18 protein-coding genes and 1 pseudogene are annotated in these 18,863 nt (G+C 71.5%); 9 read left to right on the top strand and 10 right to left on the bottom strand.

What is annotated here, in order from left to right; all coding sequences use genetic code 11:
- The 3 genes from K1J60_RS42950 to K1J60_RS42940 all read right to left on the bottom strand — a co-directional run bounded on the left by K1J60_RS42950 (position 1) and on the right by K1J60_RS42940 (position 3,498).
- The gene (locus K1J60_RS42950; RefSeq protein WP_220650953.1) at positions 1-2,325 is read right to left on the bottom strand and encodes an FHA domain-containing protein; all 2,325 of its coding nucleotides are present in this window, start codon (positions 2,323-2,325) and stop codon (positions 1-3) included.
- Positions 2,326-2,404: 79 nt separating this feature from the next.
- Complete coding sequence (locus K1J60_RS42945; RefSeq protein WP_220650952.1) at positions 2,405-2,815, bottom strand: hypothetical protein; 411 nt, start codon at positions 2,813-2,815, stop codon at positions 2,405-2,407.
- Positions 2,816-3,177: 362 nt separating this feature from the next.
- Complete coding sequence (locus K1J60_RS42940; RefSeq protein ID WP_220650951.1) at positions 3,178-3,498, bottom strand: hypothetical protein; 321 nt, start codon at positions 3,496-3,498, stop codon at positions 3,178-3,180.
- 1 nt (position 3,499) lies between these two features.
- Between K1J60_RS42940 and K1J60_RS42935 the strand changes: the two genes are divergently transcribed.
- Entirely contained in the window at positions 3,500-3,778 is a 279-nt protein-coding gene (locus K1J60_RS42935) for a DUF1905 domain-containing protein (RefSeq protein ID WP_220650950.1), read from the top strand.
- A gap of 19 nt (positions 3,779-3,797) precedes the next feature.
- Positions 3,798-3,983, top strand: a complete 186-nt coding sequence (locus K1J60_RS42930; protein ID WP_220650949.1) for a hypothetical protein — start codon at positions 3,798-3,800, stop codon at positions 3,981-3,983.
- Here the strand turns inward: K1J60_RS42930 and mgrA are convergent.
- The gene (mgrA, locus tag K1J60_RS42925; protein ID WP_220650948.1) at positions 3,980-4,978 is read right to left on the bottom strand and encodes an L-glyceraldehyde 3-phosphate reductase; all 999 of its coding nucleotides are present in this window, start codon (positions 4,976-4,978) and stop codon (positions 3,980-3,982) included. The two genes, K1J60_RS42930 and mgrA, sit on opposite strands and share 4 nt — an antisense overlap.
- Before the next feature lie 126 nt (positions 4,979-5,104).
- Between mgrA and K1J60_RS42920 the strand changes: the two genes are divergently transcribed.
- Complete coding sequence (locus K1J60_RS42920; RefSeq protein WP_220650947.1) at positions 5,105-6,010, top strand: LysR family transcriptional regulator; 906 nt, start codon at positions 5,105-5,107, stop codon at positions 6,008-6,010.
- Here K1J60_RS42920 and K1J60_RS42915 read toward each other — a convergent pair.
- A complete protein-coding gene (locus K1J60_RS42915; RefSeq protein ID WP_259408175.1) occupies positions 6,000-7,391 on the bottom strand; it encodes a helix-turn-helix domain-containing protein in 1,392 nt (463 codons plus the stop codon). The two genes, K1J60_RS42920 and K1J60_RS42915, sit on opposite strands and share 11 nt — an antisense overlap.
- Before the next feature lie 245 nt (positions 7,392-7,636).
- On the opposite strand from K1J60_RS42915, the gene K1J60_RS42910 reads away from it, so the two are divergent.
- The 6 genes and pseudogenes from K1J60_RS42910 (at position 7,637) to K1J60_RS42885 (ending at position 13,423) form a co-directional block, all read left to right on the top strand.
- Positions 7,637-8,257: a hypothetical protein gene (locus K1J60_RS42910; RefSeq protein WP_220650945.1), complete on the top strand. Its 621-nt coding sequence runs from the start codon at positions 7,637-7,639 to the stop codon at positions 8,255-8,257.
- Positions 8,258-8,329: 72 nt separating this feature from the next.
- A complete protein-coding gene (locus K1J60_RS42905) occupies positions 8,330-8,836 on the top strand; it encodes a mycothiol transferase (protein WP_220650944.1) in 507 nt (168 codons plus the stop codon).
- Positions 8,837-9,281: 445 nt separating this feature from the next.
- Positions 9,282-9,392, top strand: a complete 111-nt coding sequence (locus K1J60_RS42900) for a keywimysin-related RiPP (RefSeq protein WP_125193975.1) — start codon at positions 9,282-9,284, stop codon at positions 9,390-9,392.
- 26 nt (positions 9,393-9,418) lie between these two features.
- Positions 9,419-11,191: pseudogene (locus K1J60_RS42895) on the top strand (lasso peptide isopeptide bond-forming cyclase); the annotation flags it as partial.
- Positions 11,133-11,567 (top strand): lasso peptide biosynthesis B2 protein, encoded by a 435-nt coding sequence (locus K1J60_RS42890; protein ID WP_220651967.1) that lies wholly within the window; start codon positions 11,133-11,135, stop codon positions 11,565-11,567. The pseudogene K1J60_RS42895 and the gene K1J60_RS42890, both read left to right, overlap by 59 nt.
- Positions 11,564-13,423, top strand: a complete 1,860-nt coding sequence (locus K1J60_RS42885) for an ABC transporter ATP-binding protein (protein ID WP_220651966.1) — start codon at positions 11,564-11,566, stop codon at positions 13,421-13,423. The genes K1J60_RS42890 and K1J60_RS42885 overlap by 4 nt, the downstream gene beginning before the upstream one ends.
- 240 nt (positions 13,424-13,663) lie before the next feature.
- On the opposite strand, the gene K1J60_RS42880 is transcribed toward K1J60_RS42885, so the two are convergent.
- The 5 genes from K1J60_RS42880 to K1J60_RS42860 all read right to left on the bottom strand — a co-directional run bounded on the left by K1J60_RS42880 (position 13,664) and on the right by K1J60_RS42860 (position 18,588).
- Complete coding sequence (locus K1J60_RS42880; protein ID WP_220650943.1) at positions 13,664-14,740, bottom strand: adenosine deaminase; 1,077 nt, start codon at positions 14,738-14,740, stop codon at positions 13,664-13,666.
- 60 nt (positions 14,741-14,800) lie between these two features.
- On the bottom strand, positions 14,801-15,196 hold the full coding sequence (locus tag K1J60_RS42875) for a VOC family protein (RefSeq protein ID WP_220650942.1): 396 nt from the start codon (positions 15,194-15,196) through the stop codon (positions 14,801-14,803).
- Between the two features lie 158 nt (positions 15,197-15,354).
- Positions 15,355-16,668 carry a hypothetical protein gene (locus K1J60_RS42870; RefSeq protein WP_220650941.1) on the bottom strand — a complete coding sequence of 438 codons (1,314 nt, stop codon included), beginning with the start codon at positions 16,666-16,668 and terminating at the stop codon, positions 15,355-15,357.
- Positions 16,669-16,716: 48 nt separating this feature from the next.
- Positions 16,717-17,655: an aldo/keto reductase gene (locus K1J60_RS42865; protein ID WP_220650940.1), complete on the bottom strand. Its 939-nt coding sequence runs from the start codon at positions 17,653-17,655 to the stop codon at positions 16,717-16,719.
- Between the two features lie 45 nt (positions 17,656-17,700).
- On the bottom strand, positions 17,701-18,588 hold the full coding sequence (locus K1J60_RS42860) for a glycoside hydrolase family 19 protein (RefSeq protein ID WP_220650939.1): 888 nt from the start codon (positions 18,586-18,588) through the stop codon (positions 17,701-17,703).
- Positions 18,589-18,863 lie beyond the last annotated feature (275 nt).

Here is an 18,863-nt window from a genome sequence, read left to right as displayed (position 1 = left end):
CTACTTCCGCATCACGGCGGGCTCACGGCGGCGCAGCAGCCGGGCGACGGCCCAGCCGCAGAGCAGCGAGAGGACGACGAGCATCCCCAGGTCGAGCAGCCACACGCCCGCCGAGTGCGCGAACAGCGGGTCCGAGGTGTCGGGGACGATCCGTTCCAGGTCGATCGTGCCGGCCATCGCGGCGAACGCCCACCGCGACGGCACCAGCCAGGCCAGCTGTTCGAGGACGATCGTGCCCCGCACATCCAGCAGGGCGCCGCAGAACACGACCTGGACGATCGCGAGGAGCACCAGCAGCGGCATGGTGACCTCCTCCTTGCGGACCAGCGCGGAGACGACCAGGCCCAGCATCATCGCGGTGAACGCGAGCAGTGCCACGGCGACCGTGATCTCGACCAGGGGCGGCATCAACACGCCTTCACCACCGGGGGCGTTGAGGTCTACGCCGAGCAGGGCGACCAGGGTGAGGACGATCGCCTGGAGGACGGTGACCGTGCCGAGGACGACGACCTTGGACATCAGATACGCGGATCTCGACAGGCCCACAGCCCGTTCGCGTCGGTAGATGACGCGTTCCTTGACCAGTTCGCGCACGGCGTTCGCCGCACCTGTCAGCACACCGCCCACACACAGGATGAGCAGCGCGTTCATGGCCGTCTCGCGGTCCAGGGTGCTGCCCGCCAGCGCCCTGGCCATCGCGCCCATCACGAACGGCAGCGCGATCATGATGGCGAGGAAGGTGCGGTCGGCGCCGAGCGCGGCCGCGTACCGGCGGACCAGTGTGCCGAGTTGGGCGCCCCAGCTCTGCGGCTTGGGCGGCGGCGCCACGGTGACCGGCTCCGGGGCGGCCTGGTAGGGCCGGCCCATGGCGGCGGTGACGTACTGGTGCCGTTGGGGCGAGTCGCGGTACTCCCCCGCCCAGTCCCGCTCCCCGTCCCGTTCGAAGGCCTCGAACGCCTCCGGCCACTGCTCGAAGCCGAAGAAGGCGAGGGTGTCCTCGGGCGGCCCGTAGTAGGCGACCTTGCCGCCGGGCGCGAGGACGAGGAGACGGTCGCAGACGTCGAGACTGAGAACGCTGTGGGTGACGACGATGACCGTGCGTCCGTCGTCGGCGAGGCCGCGCAGCATGTGCATCACGGAGCGGTCCATGCCGGGGTCGAGCCCGGAGGTCGGTTCGTCCAGGAAGAGCAGGGAGGGTTTGGTCAGGAGTTCCAGGGCCACGCTGACCCGTTTGCGCTGGCCGCCGGAGAGGCTGTGGATGGGCTGGCCGGCGCGCTGTTCGAGGCCCAGTTCGCGGATCACCTCGTCGACGCGGGCCTGCCGCTCGGCCTTCGCGGTGTCCTGCGGGAAGCGGAGTTCGGCGGCGTAGGACAGGGCTCTGCGCACGGTCAGCTGGGCGTGCAGGATGTCGTCCTGCGGGACCAGGCCGATGCGCTGGCGCAGTTCGGCGTAGTCGCGGTAGAGGTCGCGGCCGTCGTAGAGGACGGTGCCGCTGTCGGCGGGGCGCTGCCCGGTGAGGGCGTTCAGCAGGGTGGACTTGCCCGCGCCGCTCGGGCCGACGACGGCGAGGAGGCATTTCTCGCCGACCGGAAACGACACACCGTCCAGAAGCGTCTTCCGGCCGCGGTCGACGGCGACGGTGAGTTCCTGGACGTCGAGGGAGACCTCTCCGGTGTCGACGTACTCCTGGAGTTCGTCGCCGACCAGGCAGAACGCGGAGTGACCGATGCCGACGATGTCACCGGGAGTGACCGGTGCCCGGTCGACGGGGGCGCCGTTGAGGTAGGTGCCGTTGTGGCTGCCGAGGTCGACGATCTCGTACGTGCCCTCCGGACTCGCCCGGAGCTCGGCGTGCCGGCGGGAGACGACGAGGTCGTCGATGACCAGGTCGTTGTCCGCGGCCCGGCCGATGCGGACGGTCCGCTCGGGCAGCGGGTGGACGCTGGTGGGCTGCCGGAAGGTGCCGGTGGAGGCGGGGCGGTGGATACGGGAGAGTTGCTCGGGGGCGAGGCCGGTGAGCACCGCGCGGGGGCCGTCGGGGAGGCTCCCGAAGTGGATGACCGTGCCGGGGCCGACGTCCCACTCGTGGACGCGGTGACCGTCGGCGTACGTGCCGTTGGTGCTGTTCTCGTCCTCGATGGTCCAGTGGCCGGCCTGGGCCCGGAGCACCGCGTGGTGCCACGAGACCCGGTCGTCGTCGAGGACGACGTCGCTGAGCGGGTCGCGTCCCACGTGGTAGGCGTGGGACGGGGCCAGCACGGTGGAGCCCGACTCGGTCTCCAGCACGAGTGCGGGCGCAGTCGGCGCGATCGACCGCTCTGCCATACCGAAAATTCTACCGATCGGTCCCGATATGCGCGCCCGACCGCTTCGGCGTCGCCCCAGGAGGCGGGTGGACCGGGGGTCAGGCGGCGGGGGCGGCGATCCTCTGGGCGATGCGCTGCATGCGTACGGCGTCGACGGACTCCGCGAGCAGTTCGTACTCCGTGGTGTCGTCGTTGGTGGCGATCCGGACGAGATTCCCGGCGGCCAACTCCTCGGCGACCAGATCCTGTTGCGCGTCGTCGGCGGACCAGGCGCGCAGCTGGCTCGGCACGTCCGGTACGGTGTCGGCGACCGGAACGACCGCGTTCGGGGGGAAGTTCGGGTTCTCGGGTCGCGGGTCGAGGCGTTCGGCGATCCATAACGCGCGGTCGCGCATCCACCACAGCGCCAGCGCCAGGGTGGGGGCGCGATAGGTACCGAGGGGCACGCCGACGCGCTGACCGCCGCACCAGCCGTACGCGGTGACATGGCACAGGAATTCGTCGTGCACGCTTCGCTCCCCCGTTCGCACCGCCGAACCCGCCCGGCCCCACTCGCCGCGCGGACTTGCTCTCGCCTCGCAGACTTGCTGGTCGTGCGCATCCGGCGACAAGACCGTCACGCACGGTGACGTGAAGAGCGCGCATGGGTGCGCGTTCGTTCATGACTCAATCGCCCTGCCAGTTGAGTATCGCCACTCCTGACGCTCTGTCACCATGCCAATTCAGCCAGTCTCCTGGCATATGCGAGAGCGCGATTGGCTGAAACGCTGCGCAGGGCCCTGCGACCGGGCCTTCTCCAGAAGGAGGAGTGCGTGCGGGTGACGGCCCTGGGGCCGGTCCACATCTTCTACGCATGTCCCCGACGGAGCGTTCAACGATCAAGCCCGCGGTCCGGGACCGCCATCTGGAGTCGGACGCCGTCCGGCTGCCGTTCCCGGCCCACCCCGTCGGCGAGGAGACACGGTGGTTCCTGGGCCGCGACGTCCTCCTGCGCGACGACGAGGGCGCGACCGTCCGGGCTCGTGGCCGCACGGCGGGGTACCTCGACCGCGTCCGAGATCTGATCTCCGGCGACCGGCTCGACGACTGCCGCCGGCCGCGCCCCTCCTCGCCCGGCCCACCGCTCGCGATGAGTTTCCGCGCTCCCCGCGGTCTCCTGTTCGTAGCGCACCACCGGGAGCGGAGGAGACATCGTGAGCACGCTCGACGAGCAGTTCACCGCGGAGCTGCGGAAGAGCCCCGCCAAGGGCGGCTGGACCTATCTCGTGTGGCCCGGGTCCACCGACTTCTTCGGCACCCGCGGCCTGGTCAAGGTCCGCGGCACGATCGACGGCCACCCTTTCCGCAGCTCCTTCATGGCCCTGGGCGACGGCACCCACAAGCTGCCGGTCAAGGCCGATGTGCGCAAGGCGATCGGGAAGGAGGCGGGCCAGTCGGTGACCGTCCGCCTGGAGGAGCGGATCGAGGGCTAGGGCTGGGCCGGGGCCCTTCTTGCCCGGAGCCGATCCGGGCCCGGTCCGGTCCTGGCCTGGCCTGGCCTGGCCTGGCCTGGCCGGTGCGGGCCTGGCCGGTGCGGGCCTGGCCGGTGCGGGCCTGGCCGGTGCGGGCCTGGCCGGTGCGGGCCTGGCCGGTGCGGGCCGCACGTACCAGCCCCGTGCCCTCGATACCGAGGGCTAGCCCTTGCCCTCGATGATGGCGTCGATGCGGGCCAGCTCGTCCGCCTCGAAGTCGAGATGGGCGATGGCGCCCACGCTGTCCTCGATCTGTCGGGCGCTGCTCGCGCCGACGAGGGCGGAGGTGACCCGGCCACCCCGCAGCGTCCAGGCCAGGGCGAGCTGGGCCAGCGTCTGGCCGCGGGACTTGGCGACCTCGTCCAGCGCGCGCAGCCTGCCCACCAGGTCCTCGGTGACGGCGTCCGACCGCAGGAAGGGGCTGTCGCTCGCCGCGCGGGAGCCCTCCGGGATGCCGTCGAGGTAGCGGGAGCTCAGCAGCCCCTGCTCCAGCGGGGAGAAGACGATGGAGCCGACCTGCAGCTCGTCGAGGGCGTCGAGCAGGCCCTCGCTCTCGGGGCGCCGGTCGAGCATCGAGTAACGGGGCTGGTGGACGAGGAGCGGAGTGCCCAGCTCGCCCAGGATGCGGGCGGCCTCGCGGGTCTGCTCGGCCGAGTAGTTGGAGACACCGACGTACAGCGCCTTGCCCTGCTGGACCGCCGAGTGCAGCGCGCCCATCGTCTCCTCCAGCGGAGTCTCCGGGTCGGGACGGTGCGAGTAGAAGATGTCGACGTAGTCGAGGCCCATGCGCTGCAGGCTCTGGTCGAGCGAGGAGAGCACGTACTTGCGGGAGCCCCACTCGCCGTACGGGCCGGGCCACATCAGATAGCCGGCCTTGGTGGAGATGACGAGCTCGTCGCGGTACGGGGCGAAGTCGTCCTTGAGCGCCTCGCCGAGCGCGGACTCGGCGGCGCCGGGCGGCGGGCCGTAGTTGTTGGCCAGGTCGAAGTGGGTGACACCCAGGTCGAAGGCGCGGCGCAGGATCGCGCGCTGCGTCTCGACGGAACGGTCGGGGCCGAAGTTGTGCCACAGGCCGAGCGAGAGCGCGGGAAGTTTCAGGCCGCTGCGTCCGGTGCGCCGGTAGGGCATGTCCGCGTAGCGGTCGGGGTGTGCGGTGTACAACGCGACTCCAGAGAGGTTGGCACGGGGGGACGGGGTCCCTGAGAACCGGTGTCCACTCTTTCGCGACCTGGGGGCATTGGTCCAACAGAAGAATCCGATGGGATTCAGCGCCTACGCTTCTCAGTCATGGAACTCCGTCATCTCCAGCACTTCGTCGCGGTCGCCGAGGAGGAGCACTTCACCCGGGCCGCCGAACGGCTGCTGGTCTCCCAGTCGGGCCTGTCCGCCTCCGTCCGGGCCCTGGAGCGCGAGCTGCAGACACCGCTGTTCGTGCGGACGACCCGCCGGGTGATGCTCACACCCGCCGGGCGGGCGCTGCTGACCGAGGCGGAGCGGATCCTCGCGCAGGTGCGGTCGGCGCGGGAGGCGGTGGCTGCCGTGCAGGGAGTACTGCGGGGCATGCTGGCGGTGGGGTCCGAGCAGTGTGTGGCGGGGCTGCACGTGGCGGGGCTGCTGGCCTCGTTCCGGCGCCGCCATCCGGATGTGGAGATCTGTCTGCGACAGGCGGGCTCGGGCGCGCTGGCCGAGGAGGTCGCGGGCGGCCGCCTCGATCTGGCGTTCGCCGTGCGGGCGGAGCAGGAGGACACCGACCAGCTGCGCGTCGTACCGCTGTCCAGCGAGCCGATGACCGTCCTGTGCCATCCCAGCCATCACCTCGCCGCCACCGGCGCCGCGGTGACCCCGGAGGAGCTGGGCGGCGAGGTCTTCGTCGACTTCCACCCGGACTGGGGCCCGCGCCGGACCACCGACGCGGTGTTCGCCGCCGCCGGCGTCCGCCGGACGGTCGCCCTGGAGGTCAACGACGTGCACAGCCTGCTGGAACTCGTCGAGGAGAACCTCTGTGTCGCCGTCGTCCCGCGCCACTTCCGGCACAAGCGTGACTCGCTCGTCGCGCTCGCCGTCAAGGACACCGGCGAGACCGTGTACGAGACGGTCGCCCTGCTCCCGCCCCCGCAGGCCATGAGCCCGGCGGCGCGCGCCCTGATGGAGCTCCTGGACCCGCCGGTGGAGTGTGCTGAGGTCAGCCCGTGACGGGCGCCCACCGGCGGTTCATGGTGTCGTACTCGTAGCGCGGCAGGCCCTTGATCCCGGTCGTGCGGAACGGGCGGCCGTCGTCGTCGATCCGGACCGTCCCGGTACGGCCCTCGGAGGACCACTCCAGTTCCAGGTACCAGCTGCAGTCACAGGTCTCGGTCTCGGCGGAGATCATCAGCACCTCCGGGTCGTCGGCCGACACCCGGTACGGCAGGCGCACGGCCGGTATCCGTACGTCCAGGTCGGCGCCGTCGACCGGGCGGGCGATCGGCCGGTCCTTGTCCAGGTCCACGTCGAAGTACCGGGGGGTGACCCGTCCTCCGCAGCCCTGGTCCATCGCGTAGGCGTTGCCCTCGGCGGGCGCCGCGCGTCCGACGACACGGACCCGCAGCGCGGTCAGGACGACGGCCGTGGACTTCCGCCCCTGCACCGTGACCTCCACGATCGTGTTCCGGCCGTGCACCCCCCGCTGCGTCGCGGCCCAGACACCCGCGTCCTGCGGCGCCGGCGGCGGGGGCACCTCCTTCGGCGGCTTGGCGACGACGTAGTCGTGACCGCAGCCGAGGGCCCAGAGCTGGGAGTTCGCCGTCCAGGTGAGGGGCGCCCCGGTGGCCGGGGGCCGCCGCTCGGCGGTGTCGTCGTCCTTCGTGGGACTGCTTTCCGGCTCGGTGGGCGAGGGCGAGGGTGTGCCCGAAGGGCTCTTCGTGCCGCCGGCGCCCGGTGCGGGGGACGGGCTCGTGGGGGCGGTCGACGGACGCTGGGCCGCCGAGGTCGTACGGGACGGTCTCGGCTCACCGCCCTGGGCGCCGCCGTCGGCCGGAGGACCGCCTGACGGCAGCGCGGCGAGGCTGCCCGCGGTGGCGATGAGCACGGCGGCGACGGCCGCGCCGACGAGGGTGCGTCGGCGACGGTGCCAGGGGCGGCGGGTCGAGGGCGCCTGCGCCGACGCCGGCCCAGCGACCGGCTCGACCGGCTCCACCGGCTCAGCGGCAGCCCCGCCGGACGGCTCGGCGGGCTCGACCGCGGTCGGCTCTGTCCGCTCTGTCCGCTCGGTCGGCTCTGTCTGCCCGGTCGGCCCCGGTGACGGAGAGCCACTCGTCCCTCCCCCACCCGTACGTGCCCGCTGCCGTGCCGCCACGGCCGGCAGCCACAGCCGGTGCAGTTCGAGCCGCTCCGCGCCGGTCGCTCCGCAGAGCGCGGCGAAGCGCTCGACGGGCGCGAAGTCGAGCGGGACGGTGTCGCCCGCGCAATAGCGGTGCAGGGTCGAGGTGTTCATGTCGAGGCGACGGGCCAGCTGCCCGTAACTGCGGTCCGTGCGTTCCTTGAGACGCGTGAGCGCCGCCGCGAACTCCCGCACGTCGTCCGGTGCTGCCGACACTGTTCTCCACGTCCTCCCCGTCCCGGGACGGCATCCCAGGCACTCCATAGAGATGCACGTCAGAAGGACTGGGATGGTTCCAGGGCCACGGATCGGGCGTCGGCCGTTGCCCTCACGCCCGGTGACGGCCGATGCTCTCGGTGTCGCACCGACCAGGGCCGGACGGACCATCCGGCGTCAGCGGCGGAGCGGCAGCACTCCACTCATCCACGTACTCGTTCAGTACTCGTTCACGGGGGACACTCATGCCCAAGCACATTCGAGCCCGCACGCTCACCGCACTGGTCGTGGCGGGCCTCACCGCAGGCTCCGCACTCGCCGCCGGCGCCGTCCCGGCCGCCGCCGCGAAGGCGAGCGGCGCGCCGAAGTACCTGTCGGCCTCCGAGCTCCCGCCGCACCCCTCGTCCTCCTGGACGGCGGGCGGGATCGAGGACGGCGTCCCCGAAGAGCTCCAGTACTGCCTGGGCGACGCACTCCTCGCGTACGACATCAACCACCGCTCGTTCCGTACGGACCTGGAGACCAGTGCCAGGCAGCTGGTCGTCGTCACCGGCAGCGACAGCAAGGCCAAGGCGCTCGCCACGCGGCTGAACAAGGACTTCCGGGACTGTGTGAGCGACTCCTCCGACCCGGACATCGAAGCCGAGTACCGGGACCTCGGGGCACTGCCCGTCGAGGAGGGCGCCCGCGTCCACGGCGTGGCCACGGTCACGTCCTGGGGGGCCATGGACATTCGGCTCCTGTCGGTGGGCCGGGACGGCCGGACCGTCACCGTCGTGGACTGGGGGCAGATGGGCGGCTTCAAGGACGCGCCGGTCAAGGCCTTCAAGAAGACGACGACCACGGCCGTCAACAAGCTCCACTAGGGGTGGCTCACGGGGCCGGCGCCGCGGGGCGGGGACGGTGCGGGCACGGCCCCGATGCTCGATGGTGGACGTATGGATGTGAAGGACGTTCTCATCGACGCGTACGGCCGGATCAAGGAGGAGGTGCACGCCGCCGTGGACGGGCTGTCCCCGGCGGAGCTCCACTCCCGCCCCGCGCCCGACGCCAACTCCGTCGCCTGGCTGGTCTGGCACCTCACCCGCATCCAGGACGACCATGTGGCCGACGCCGCCGGACTCGACCAGGTCTGGCTGTGCCAGGGCTGGGAGCAGCGCTTCGGACTCGCGCTGCCGTCCCGGGACACGGGCTACGGGCACGGTGCGGCGCAGGTCGCCGCGGTGCGGGTCGACTCGGGTGACCTGCTGACGGGTTACTTCGACGCCGTGCACACGCGGACACTGGAGTATGTGCGCGGGCTCGGCCCCGACGACCTGGACCGCGTCGTGGACGAGCGGTGGACCCCGGCCGTCACCCTCGGCGTACGCCTGGTCAGTGTCCTGGCCGACGATCTCCAGCACGTCGGCCAGGCGGCGTACGTACGAGGGCTGCTCCGACACTAGGACGGCGAGGTGCCCGCCCCTCGTGACGCTCATGCCTGTCCCTGGCCTCGGACCGTCTGCGAGGCAATGGAGATCGTGGGTGCCACCCAGTCATTCAGGCACGCGAAGCGGGCATGCACTGCGGCAAGGGCGAAGTGCGCCCCGGCGGCTCCGTCCGGCTCCCCGTCGGCCACCCCCTTCGTCACACCCACAGTGCGCTTCTCGACGCGCAGGTAGAAACGTTATTCCTTCCTTTCGCGCATCATGATCGCCTCACGTTTCATTTTCGAGAACCGCGTGAGCCGCAGTGCGGATCTCTGGCCACCCGAGAACTTGGCATACGATCCCATTTTCTCTCGCGGTCTTGCTGCGGCATTCACCTGTGCACATAGCAGGTCGGCAGTGAACCGGCCTCCGGTTCCCAGCCGACCAGGGGCGGTCGTGCCACCGCATGTGAGGAGAAGTCATGAAGAAGGCCTACGAAGCGCCGACGCTGCTCCGCCTCGGGACGTTCCGGAAGAAGACCGGGCTCTTGCAGAGCTCCGGCAACGACCGTCTCATCCTGAGCAAGAACTGACGAGCGACGGTTCCTGAACCGACGTCATGACTGAACTGCACGAGAGTGCGGGGACGGGCCCCGGCGACGCGCACTTCACGGTCTTCACCGACCGGGAGGACGCGGCCGCCGTGGCCCGCTCCTTCGCCCGCCCCGGAACGCGAATCCTGCAGCACGCTTCGGGCCGGCCCTGGCTGGTGGGGCAGTGGCACGACCAGGAGATCGTCACCGCGCGCGCCGGCCGCACGGCCCTCGCCGTCATCGGCTGCTGTCCGATCGACGCCGCAGAGCTCGAGCGCCGGGCCGGGCGGTTACGTGATCTCGCCGAACTCGACGCACTGGCCCGTTCTCTCCCCGGTAGTTTCCATCTCGTCGCCGCGCTCGACGGGCGGCTCAGGGTGCAGGGCACCGCCTCCGGGCTCCGGCTGGTTTTCTGTGCCCTCGTCGACGGGACACAGGTGGCTGCCAGCCGCGCCGACGTACTCGCCGACGCGCTCGGCACCGACCCGGACGAGGAGCAACTGGCCGTCCGGCTGCTGTGGCCGGTCCCCCATCCCCTCGCCCAGGCGCCCATGTGGCGCGGCGTCACCGCCGTGTCCCCGCAGGACGCGCTGATCGTCTCGCCGGACGGCCGGACCGTACGCCACTCGCGCTGGTGGACACCGCCGGAACCGGTACGGACGCTCGCCGACGGCGCCCCTCTCGTCCGCGAGGCCCTGGCCGCGGCGGTCGACGCCCGTACCCGGCAGGGTGGCGTGGTCAGCTGCGACCTGTCCGGCGGCCTGGATTCCACCTCCATCTGTTTCCTGGCGGACCGGTCGCCGGCCCGGGTGGTGGCCAGCACCTGGCCGGGGCGCGACCCCGCCGACACCGATCTGCACTGGGCCGAACAGGCCGCCCGGTCGATGCCGGACATCGACCATGTGGTCTGGGACGCCGACGCTTCACCGCTGGTCTACACCGACCTGCTCGGCATCGACGACCTGCTGGACGAACCGACCATCGGGGTCATGGACCGATCAAGGGTCCTGCACCACCTGCCCCCCTTGGCCGAGCGGGGTAGTCGGTTGCACCTGACCGGCATCGGCGGCGACCACGTGGCCTGGTGCTCCGAGGCGTACTACCACCGACTGCTCCGCACCCGCCCGCTGTTCGCGCTGCGCCGGCTGCGCGGCTTCCGGGCCCTGTGGCAGTGGCCACTTGGCGGCACGGCACGCGCACTCGCCGACGCTCGGCCGTACGGGAAGTGGTTGGCCGACTCCGGCGGCCGCCTGCGAGAACCGCTACGCGCCACCGTCAGCACCAGCCTCGGCTGGGGCATGCCCCCTCGCCTCTTCGACTGGGTCACCCCCGACGCCGAACGGATGGCGCGACGGGCGTTGCGCGAGGCCGCCGTGACCGCCGTACCTCTGCACCCGGACCGCGGCCTGCACACCGACCTCGAACAGATCCTTTCCTGCACCCGCATCATCCGCCAGTGGGACCGGATGGCCGCCCGGGCCGGCCTGCCGATGGCCTCGCCGTTCCTCGACGACCGTGTCATCGAGGCATGCCTCGCCGTGCGCCCGAGCGAGCGCGTCACGCCCTGGCAGTACAAACCGCTTCTGACCGCCGCCATGAGCGGGATCGTGCCCGATGTGTGTCTGAGGCGCACCAACAAGGCCGCCGCTTCCATGGACGCGTCCAACGGACTGCGCGAGCACCGCGCCGATCTGCTGGCGCTGTGGGAGGACTCCCGGCTGGAACAGCTCGGCCTGGTCGATGGAGCCGCCCTGCGCCCTGGAACGGCCCACCGGTGTGCCCTTCACCCGGCGCCTGGCCGCCCGTCTCGTCATGCCCCTCGCCCTCGTGCTCTCGCTCCTGCCGCCCCGCCGGATTCGCGCCGTGCTCCACCTCGCCTGTCGCGGAGCCGCACCGGCCACCGCCACACAGGCGAAGAACGCACGGGACGCCATGTGCGCGGTGAGCCTGCGCTGCGCCGGGCCGAAAGGCTGCCTGCCCCGGTCTCTGGGAGCCGCGCTGCTGTGCCGTCTGGGAGGGAGCTGGCCGACCTGGTGCACCGGGGTGCGCGTGGTGCCTCCCTTCACGGCGCACGCCTGGATCGAGGCAGACGGCCACCTTGTGGACGAGGGTGTGCCCGACGACTACTTCACCCGGCTCATCACGGTCGCTCCCGGGAGCCGATCGGGCCGATGACCGACACCCTCGTGGATCAGGCGCAGCCGGCGGTGGAGGGGGACCGCTCCACCCGGGCCGCGGTCGCCACCATGTACCGGCTGACCGCCAGGCACCGGGCTTCGGTCCTCGTCGCCACCGTGCTCACACTGGTCGGCTCCGCTCTGGGGCTCGCTCAGCCGCTCGTCGCCAGACAGGTCGTGGACGCGAGCGGACGGGGACAGGTGTTGTGGCCCTTGCTGCTGCTCCTGGCCGTCCTGTTCGTCACCGAAGCGGCAACCGGCGCGGTGGGCCGTTTCGTCCTGGAGCGCATGGGCGAGGGCGTCGTACGAGGACTTCGACACAGTCTGGTGGCACGGCTTCTCCGGCTGGAGATGAAGGAGTACGACCGGCACCGCGGCGGCGACCTGATCTCCCGGGTCACCTCCGACACCACCCTGCTCAGAGAAGTCGTCTCCCAGGCACTGGTCGATCTGGTGACGGGTGCCCTCGTCGCCGCGGGAGCGATCGTCCTCATGGTGTGGATCGACCCGCTGCTGCTGCTCCTGGTCGCGGCGACCGTGGCTGCCGCCGCCGTGATCGTCGCCTCGCTCCTCAAGGGCATCCGCGCTGCCTCCGAACGCATGCAGACCTCCGTCGGCGCGATCGCCGCCGACCTGGAACGCGCCCTCGGCGCCCTGCCGATGGTCCGGGTTCACCGAGCGGAGGACCGTGAGGCGGCCCGCATCGGAGAACGCGTCGAGGCGGCGTACAGCGCCGGCGTGCGGACCGCGAAACTCGCCTCGGTGATGAGCCCCGCGGTCGAACTCGCGGTACAGGGCTCCTTTCTGATCGTCCTGGTCATCGGCGGCCTGCGGGTCAACGGCCACGCCAACTCCCTCGGCGACCTGGTCGCCTTTCTGCTGTACGCCTCCTACCTGGTCCTTCCGCTGTCCTCGGTCTTCCGGGCGGTCGGCCTGATCCAGCGTGGAATGGGGGCCTACCAGCGCATCGAGCAGGCGCTGTCCCTGCCGGCGGAGCCCTCCCAGGAGGAGCCGGCCGTCCGGGCACGCACGCGCGAGGCGGTCGGGCGGACCGTCTCGTCCCAGGAGCCCGCTCTCGCCCTGCGGAATCTCAGCTTCGGCTACGACCCGGACCGGCCGGTGCTGCGCGGCGTCTCGTTCACTGTCCCCTACCGGCAGCAGACGGCGCTGGTCGGCCTGTCGGGTGCGGGAAAGAGCACGATCTTCGCCCTCGTGGCCAGATTCTACGAACCGGACTCCGGGACCCTGCTGTTCGACGGGCGGCCCGCCACCGCACTGAGCCGCACCGCATGCCGCGGACGCATCGCCGTCGTCGACCAGAGCGCCCACGTCGTCCACGGCACCCTCTGGGACAACATCACCTACGCCACACCCGACGCCGCCGAGGCCGAGGTGCGGCGCGTCGTCGAGCTCGCCCGGCTGGAAGGGGTCGTGCGGCGGCTGCCGGGCGGCTTGTCGGGAATGCTCGGCGAGCGCGGCGGCACCCTGTCGGCAGGAGAGCGCCAGCGCGTGGCCCTGGCCCGCGCCCTGCTCGCCCGCCCCTCGATCCTCCTGCTCGACGAGCCCACGTCACACCTCGACACCATCAATGAGACCGCGCTCACCGCAGTGATGAAGGACGTCGCCCGGGAATGCGCCCTCCTGGTCATCGCACACCGGCTCTCCACGGTCCAGCACGCCGACCAGATCGTTGTACTGGACAACGGACGCACCGCCGCCCAAGGACGTCACGAGGAACTACTCACCAGCAGCCCCGTCTACCGCGAACTTGCCGCCGGACAGATGCTCCACCCGGCCGGCGCCCGGACCTCCGCCCGCGCGACCGTACGCCCCCACCCACGCCACCCGCTGTGAACCGGAGACGGACGCGACGCCGAGAGCGCCTCATGCAGCCCGATCAGCCATCCCCTGGGCCAGGGTGACGGCGACGACCAAGCCGTTGCTCCCCGCCGTGAAGGCGTCCGGCACCACCGAGGTGATCGCCGGACACCTTCACGAGGCACACCTCGGCATCCACGTGGATCGGCGACTGACGGATGCGAGAACGACCTGCTCGATCCCCACCCCCGACGGGGACGAGGCCGAACCACAAGCTCAGTTGCCGGACGCCGCCGCGTACCCCGGGAGCACCACGTTCTCGATGAGGGCGTTGCGCTCGTCGAACGGGATGAAGGCGCTCTTGAGGGCGTTGACGGTGACCGTGCGCAGGTCGTCGAGGCTCCAGTCGGCCTCGTCGACGAGCAGGGACATCTCGCGGGTCATGGTGGTGCCCGAGACCAGACGGTTGTCGGTGTTGAGGGTGACGCGGAAGCCGAGGTCCCTCAGGGCCGTGATCGGGTGCTCGGCGATGGAGGTCGCCGCGCCGGTCTGGAGGTTGGAGGTGGGGCACATCTCCAGGGCGATCCGGCGGTCGCGCACCCAGGAGGCGAGGCGGCCCAGCTTGCCGTCGACGACGTCCTCGGTGATGCGCACACCATGGCCGATGCGCTGGGCGCCGCAGACCTGGAGGGCCTGGTGGATGCTGGGCAGTCCGTGGGCCTCGCCGGCGTGGATGGTGAAGGGGACGCTCTCTCGGCGCAGGTGCTCGAAGGCGGCCAGGTGGTCGGCGGGCGGGAAGCCGTCCTCGGCGCCCGCGATGTCGAAGCCGACGACGCCGGCGTCCCGGAAGGCCACGGCCAGGTCGGCGGCCTCACGAACGCGGTCGAACATGCGCATCCCGCACAGCAGCGTGCCGACGCGGACCGGGGTGCCCTGGGCCGCCGCCTTGGCCATGCCGGCGGCCAGACCCTCCTGCACGGTCTCGACGACCTCCGGCAGGGTCAGCCCGCCGTTGACGTTCAGCTCGGGGGCGTAGCGGACCTCGCCGTAGACGACACCGTCCGCGGCCAGGTCCAGTACGTACTCCTCGGATGCGCGCAGCAGGCCCTCGCGGGTCTGCAGCACCGCGAGGGTGTGCTCGAACGTCGCTATGTACCGCACGAGGTCACCGGAGTTGGCCGCCTCGTAGAACCAGGCGGCGAGGCCCTCCGGGTCGGTCTCCGGGAGGGTGTGGCCGACCTCCGCCGCGAGTTCCACGAGCGTGGCGGGGCGCAGGCCGCCGTCGAGGTGGTCGTGCAGGACGGCCTTGGGGAGGCGGCGGATGGTGTCGGCGTCGATGCGGGGCGCGGTCATGGGCGTTCGTTCCTCGGCAGGTGGTGCGGTGGGGTGGGGTGGGTCGAGAGGTGGGGCGGTTCAGCCGGTGGCGGGCTGGAGGAGGTCCCAGCGGTTGCCGTACAGGTCCTCGAAGACGGCGACCGAGCCGTACGGTTCGTGGCGCGGCTCCTCCAGGAACCTGACGCCCGCGGCCCGCATCCGGGCGTGGTCGCGGGCGAAGTCGTCGGTGTGCAGGAAGAACCCCACGCGTCCGCCGGTCTGGTCGCCGATCCGGCCGCGCTGTGCCTCGTCCTTGGCCCGCGCCAGCAGCAGTCCGCCGCCCTGTCCCTCGCTCCCGGGCTCGACGACCACCCAGCGGCTGCCGTCGGGCCTCGGTTCGTCCTCGACGAGCCGGAAGCCGAGTGCCCGGGTGTAGAAGCGGATGGCCTCGTCGTAGTCGTCGACCACGAGGGTGACCAGGGCAATGCGTCTCATCGGGGCCTCTCGGGTCGCTCGGGGTTCCCGGGAGGTTATACGTAACACGCATCGGACGCAAATGGCATTCTCGCCCGTACGTCCGAGAGAACCCCCGGCACGACCGAGGCCCCCTGCGCGGCAGGGGGCCTCGGCACTCGGAGGGCGTCAGCCGGCGATCACTCGCCCGGCGACACCTTGCGCAGGGCGGCGATGCAGGTGCTCAGTGCCTGCTGGAGCTCCTCCAGGCGCTCCAGCATGTCCTCCTCGTAGATGGCGTCGAGGTCGACGGCGTCGTCGAGGGTCAGCTCCTCGAAGACCTTCGTCGCCTTCTGGAGGCTGCTGTAGAACTTGGTCCGCCGCTCCTGGACCCGCAGTTCGGGGTCGGACTCGACGGTCTGGACGACGAGTTCCTTGACGGTGTCGTAGGCCTCCGTCGCCCACTCGCCGGTGTCCTCGTCGTCGTCGAGCTCGTCGATGAGGGACAGATGCCGCTCGGCCTCGGCGCGCAGCTCGGCGGTGGCGTCGATCACCTGGCCGGCCGGTGTCTTGACCTGGCCGTTCTCGACGATCTGCCGGACGTACCCGATACGGCTGGCGGCCTGGGTCTCGTTGGCGACGGCCTTCTTCAGTTCGTCGGTGCGGGCGATGTCGCGGGCCAGCTCGGTCTGGAGGGAGGGGTCCTCCTTGAGGCGGTCCAGCAGCGCGGTGCGGGCCGCCTGCGCGGTGGAGGGGTCGGCGAGGATCGCGGCGCGCAGCGCGGTGGGGTTCTCGGCGACCTCCAGCGCCTTGGTCGGGCGGATGCCCTCGGCCTCGGCCGCCGCCGTGATCGCGGTGCCCCGGTCGGAGGTCGCGCTGGACCGGGAGCTGTAGTACGACAGCCACACGTCCGAGTCCGGGAGGTCGATCTCCTCGCCGGGGGCCAGCGCCTCGAAGTGCGGGACCATGCCGTCGTCGGCCGCCTTGTCCCAGGCCTTGTAGTACCGCATGACCCGCTCCGGCGAGCATCCGGCCAGCTCGGCGAATTGCCTCGCCGACACCTTCGGCGTCTCGCCCGCCATCTCCCCGCCGGGCCGCACACTCCGCGCCACCTTCAGCGCGAAGGCCCAGCCACCGGTGCGCGCGTACACCCCGAACTCCCGTGCGTCGCGCGCGACTTGCTCGTCCACCACGTCGACCGGGGTGTCGTCGCCGTGCGCCTGCGCGGGGGTCTCGTCGCCGGACGACTGCGCGAGGACTTCGCCGGACGACTGCGCGGGGGCCTCTTCGGTCGTCGGCTGCGCGAGGTCCTCTTGCGTCGTCGGCTGCGCGAGGTCCGTCTCGCCGGAGGGCTGTGCCGGTACCTCGGCCGCGGGTGCGGCCCCGGGGGTCTGCTCCTCGGCCGCTCCGGGCTCGACCCAGAAACCCTCGTCCGGCGTCGGCGCTCCGCCGGTCGCGGGCGTCTCGTCGGCGGGCGGTACGGCCGATGCGGAGTGGGCGGTGGCTACGCTCACGGGTGACTCTCCCGGATGGTGACGAACGGCAGGGACAGAACCGGCAGCCTATATGAACCCGTTGGTGCCGCTTTGCCGGGACGCCTCGCCTCGATGGACGGCGTTCAGCCGGGCCATCTCCTCCCCCGTGAGCCGAAGGGCGCCGGCGGCGACGTTCTCGGCCAGGTGGTCCGGATTCCCGGTGCCGGGGATGGCGAGGACGTGCGGCCCCTGGTTCAGGGTCCAGGCCAGCCTGATCTGGGCGGGGGTGGCGTCGTGGGCGCGGGCGACGGCGAGCAGTTCCTCGTCGTGCGCGGTGCTCGCGCCCTGGGGTCCGGCTTCGCCCGCGATCGCGTAGAACGGCACGAACGCGAGGCCCTGCTCGCCGCAGAGTCGGAGCATCTCGTCGGCGGCCGGGTCGGGGCCGCGCAGCCCGTACTGGTTCTGCACGCAGACCACGGGGGCGATCGCCCGCGCCTCCGCGAGGTGCCGGGGTTCGACGGCGGAGACGCCGAGGTGGCGGACGAGCCCGGCCTCGCGCAGCTCGGCCAGCGCCCCGAAGTGCTCGGCGATCGAGTCCTGCCGCATCCGGCGGAGGTTGACGACATCGAGGTGGTCGCGTCCCAACTGCCGCAGGTTCTCCTCGACCTGGCCGCGCAGTTGGTCGGGGCGGGCGGCCGTACCCCACTCCCCCGAGTACTCCCGGTGCGGCCCGACCTTGGTGACGATGACCAGGTCGTCCGGGTAGGGCCCGCCCAACGCGCTGTTGATCAGTTCGTTGGCGGACCGCAGGGACGAGAAGTAGAAGGCGGCCGTGTCGATGTGGTTGACGCCCAGCTCGACCGCGCGCCGCAGCACGGCGATCGCTCCCTCACGGGTCCTCGGCGTCCCGAGGTGGAAGGCGGCGCTGCCCGTCAGCCGCATCGCACCGAGACCGACGCGGCGGACGGACAGATCGCCGAGAGTCCAACTGCCCGCGGCGGCCGCGTCGATCGTCTCGGAGGTCATCGACGCAGTCTCCCACGCCGTCGGGCGACCACGGCCGTGTCCGCGTCAGCAGTACAGATTGCCGCCCGCCGACGTGCCGAGGATCTGGACGAACCGCTGGTACGCGCTGACCCGGCTCTGCACCTGCGCGGGGTTCTTGCCGTCGCACTCCAGCGAGCCGTTGATGCTGCGGATGGTGTGCCCGAAGCCGGCGCCGGTCACCATGGCGTTGTGGCCGGTCATGGAGCCGGGGCCGGTCTGGGTATTCCAGTACCAGAGCGCGGTCTTCCAGGCGACGGCCGCGTCGTTCTGGACCAGCCAGGGGTTGCCCAGGAGGTTCAGGCCGAGCGCGTCGCCCGCGGCCTTGTAGTTGAAGTTCCAGCTGAGCTGGATGGGGCCGCGCCCGTAGTAGGCCGCCTGTCCCGCCGGACAGCCGTACGGACGGCCCCAGTCGCAGTACGTGGGGTAGTTGGCGGTGTTCTGCTCGACGATGTGGACGAGGCCGCCGGTCTCGTGGTTGACGTTGGCGAGGAACGCCGCCGCCTCCTGCTTCTTGACGGTGTCGCTGCCGGTGGTGGCGAAGGCCGGGTAGGCGCTCATGGCCGCCCGCAGGCCGCTGTAGGTGTAGAACGAGTTCCGGTTCGGGAACATCTGGTTGAACTGCGCCTCGCTCACCACGAACCCGGAGGGGTTGGTGGGGCCGTTCTCGCAGGCGTACGGCTCCCAGTACCAGGTGCTGATGGTGGGGTCGTACCCCGGGTTGTCGTGCTCGGCGATGTACGCCCTGCCGTCGGTGTAGCGCACGATGTCGCCGGTGACGTAGGACCGGCCGGCCACCCAGCTCGCGTAGCTGGAACAGGGGGCGGCGGACGCGCTCTGGGCGGGCAGCAGCAGGGGCGTGGAACCGGCGATGAACAGCGCGGTCAGCAGGGCGGATATGCGGCGCCTCGACACGGGACCAACTCCTTCGTGGAGCACGGCCGCACCCGGGCGAGGGGCCCGGAGGCATGACGGGGACGCACCTCGCGCGCACGTGCCGGCGGGGCCGGCCACGGCGTGGGGGCGGCCGTGGTGGGGGGTGTGGGTCACACTCAACCGCGTTGGTCTGTACCAGTCAAGGGTGTAGACCAGTCAACTCCCATGACGGGAGGTCAGGCCGCCCGGGGGTCGCTCCGCCGGGCGATCACCGAATGCTCGCGGACCGGTCGACGGGCGGTCGCGGACCGGTC

This window comes from Streptomyces akebiae (assembly GCF_019599145.1).
Taxonomy (GTDB): domain Bacteria; phylum Actinomycetota; class Actinomycetes; order Streptomycetales; family Streptomycetaceae; genus Streptomyces; species Streptomyces akebiae.
This window is presented reverse-complemented; position numbering and strand designations above follow the sequence as displayed.

Bases quoted from the DNA above. Each gene is read 5' to 3' on its own strand.
- K1J60_RS42950 (WP_220650953.1), bottom strand. From the start codon at position 2,325: ATGGCAGAGCGGTCGATCGCGCCGACTGCGCCCGCACTCGTGCTGGAG.
- K1J60_RS42940 (WP_220650951.1), bottom strand. From the start codon at position 3,498: ATGTCTCCTCCGCTCCCGGTGGTGCGCTACGAACAGGAGACCGCGGGG.
- K1J60_RS42920 (WP_220650947.1), top strand. From the start codon at position 5,105: ATGGAACTCCGTCATCTCCAGCACTTCGTCGCGGTCGCCGAGGAGGAG.
- K1J60_RS42910 (WP_220650945.1), top strand. From the start codon at position 7,637: ATGCCCAAGCACATTCGAGCCCGCACGCTCACCGCACTGGTCGTGGCG.
- K1J60_RS42905 (WP_220650944.1), top strand. From the start codon at position 8,330: ATGGATGTGAAGGACGTTCTCATCGACGCGTACGGCCGGATCAAGGAG.
- K1J60_RS42900 (WP_125193975.1), top strand. From the start codon at position 9,282: ATGAAGAAGGCCTACGAAGCGCCGACGCTGCTCCGCCTCGGGACGTTC.
- K1J60_RS42890 (WP_220651967.1), top strand. From the start codon at position 11,133: ATGGAGCCGCCCTGCGCCCTGGAACGGCCCACCGGTGTGCCCTTCACC.
- K1J60_RS42885 (WP_220651966.1), top strand. From the start codon at position 11,564: ATGACCGACACCCTCGTGGATCAGGCGCAGCCGGCGGTGGAGGGGGAC.
- K1J60_RS42880 (WP_220650943.1), bottom strand. From the start codon at position 14,740: ATGACCGCGCCCCGCATCGACGCCGACACCATCCGCCGCCTCCCCAAG.
- K1J60_RS42875 (WP_220650942.1), bottom strand. From the start codon at position 15,196: ATGAGACGCATTGCCCTGGTCACCCTCGTGGTCGACGACTACGACGAG.
- K1J60_RS42865 (WP_220650940.1), bottom strand. From the start codon at position 17,655: ATGACCTCCGAGACGATCGACGCGGCCGCCGCGGGCAGTTGGACTCTC.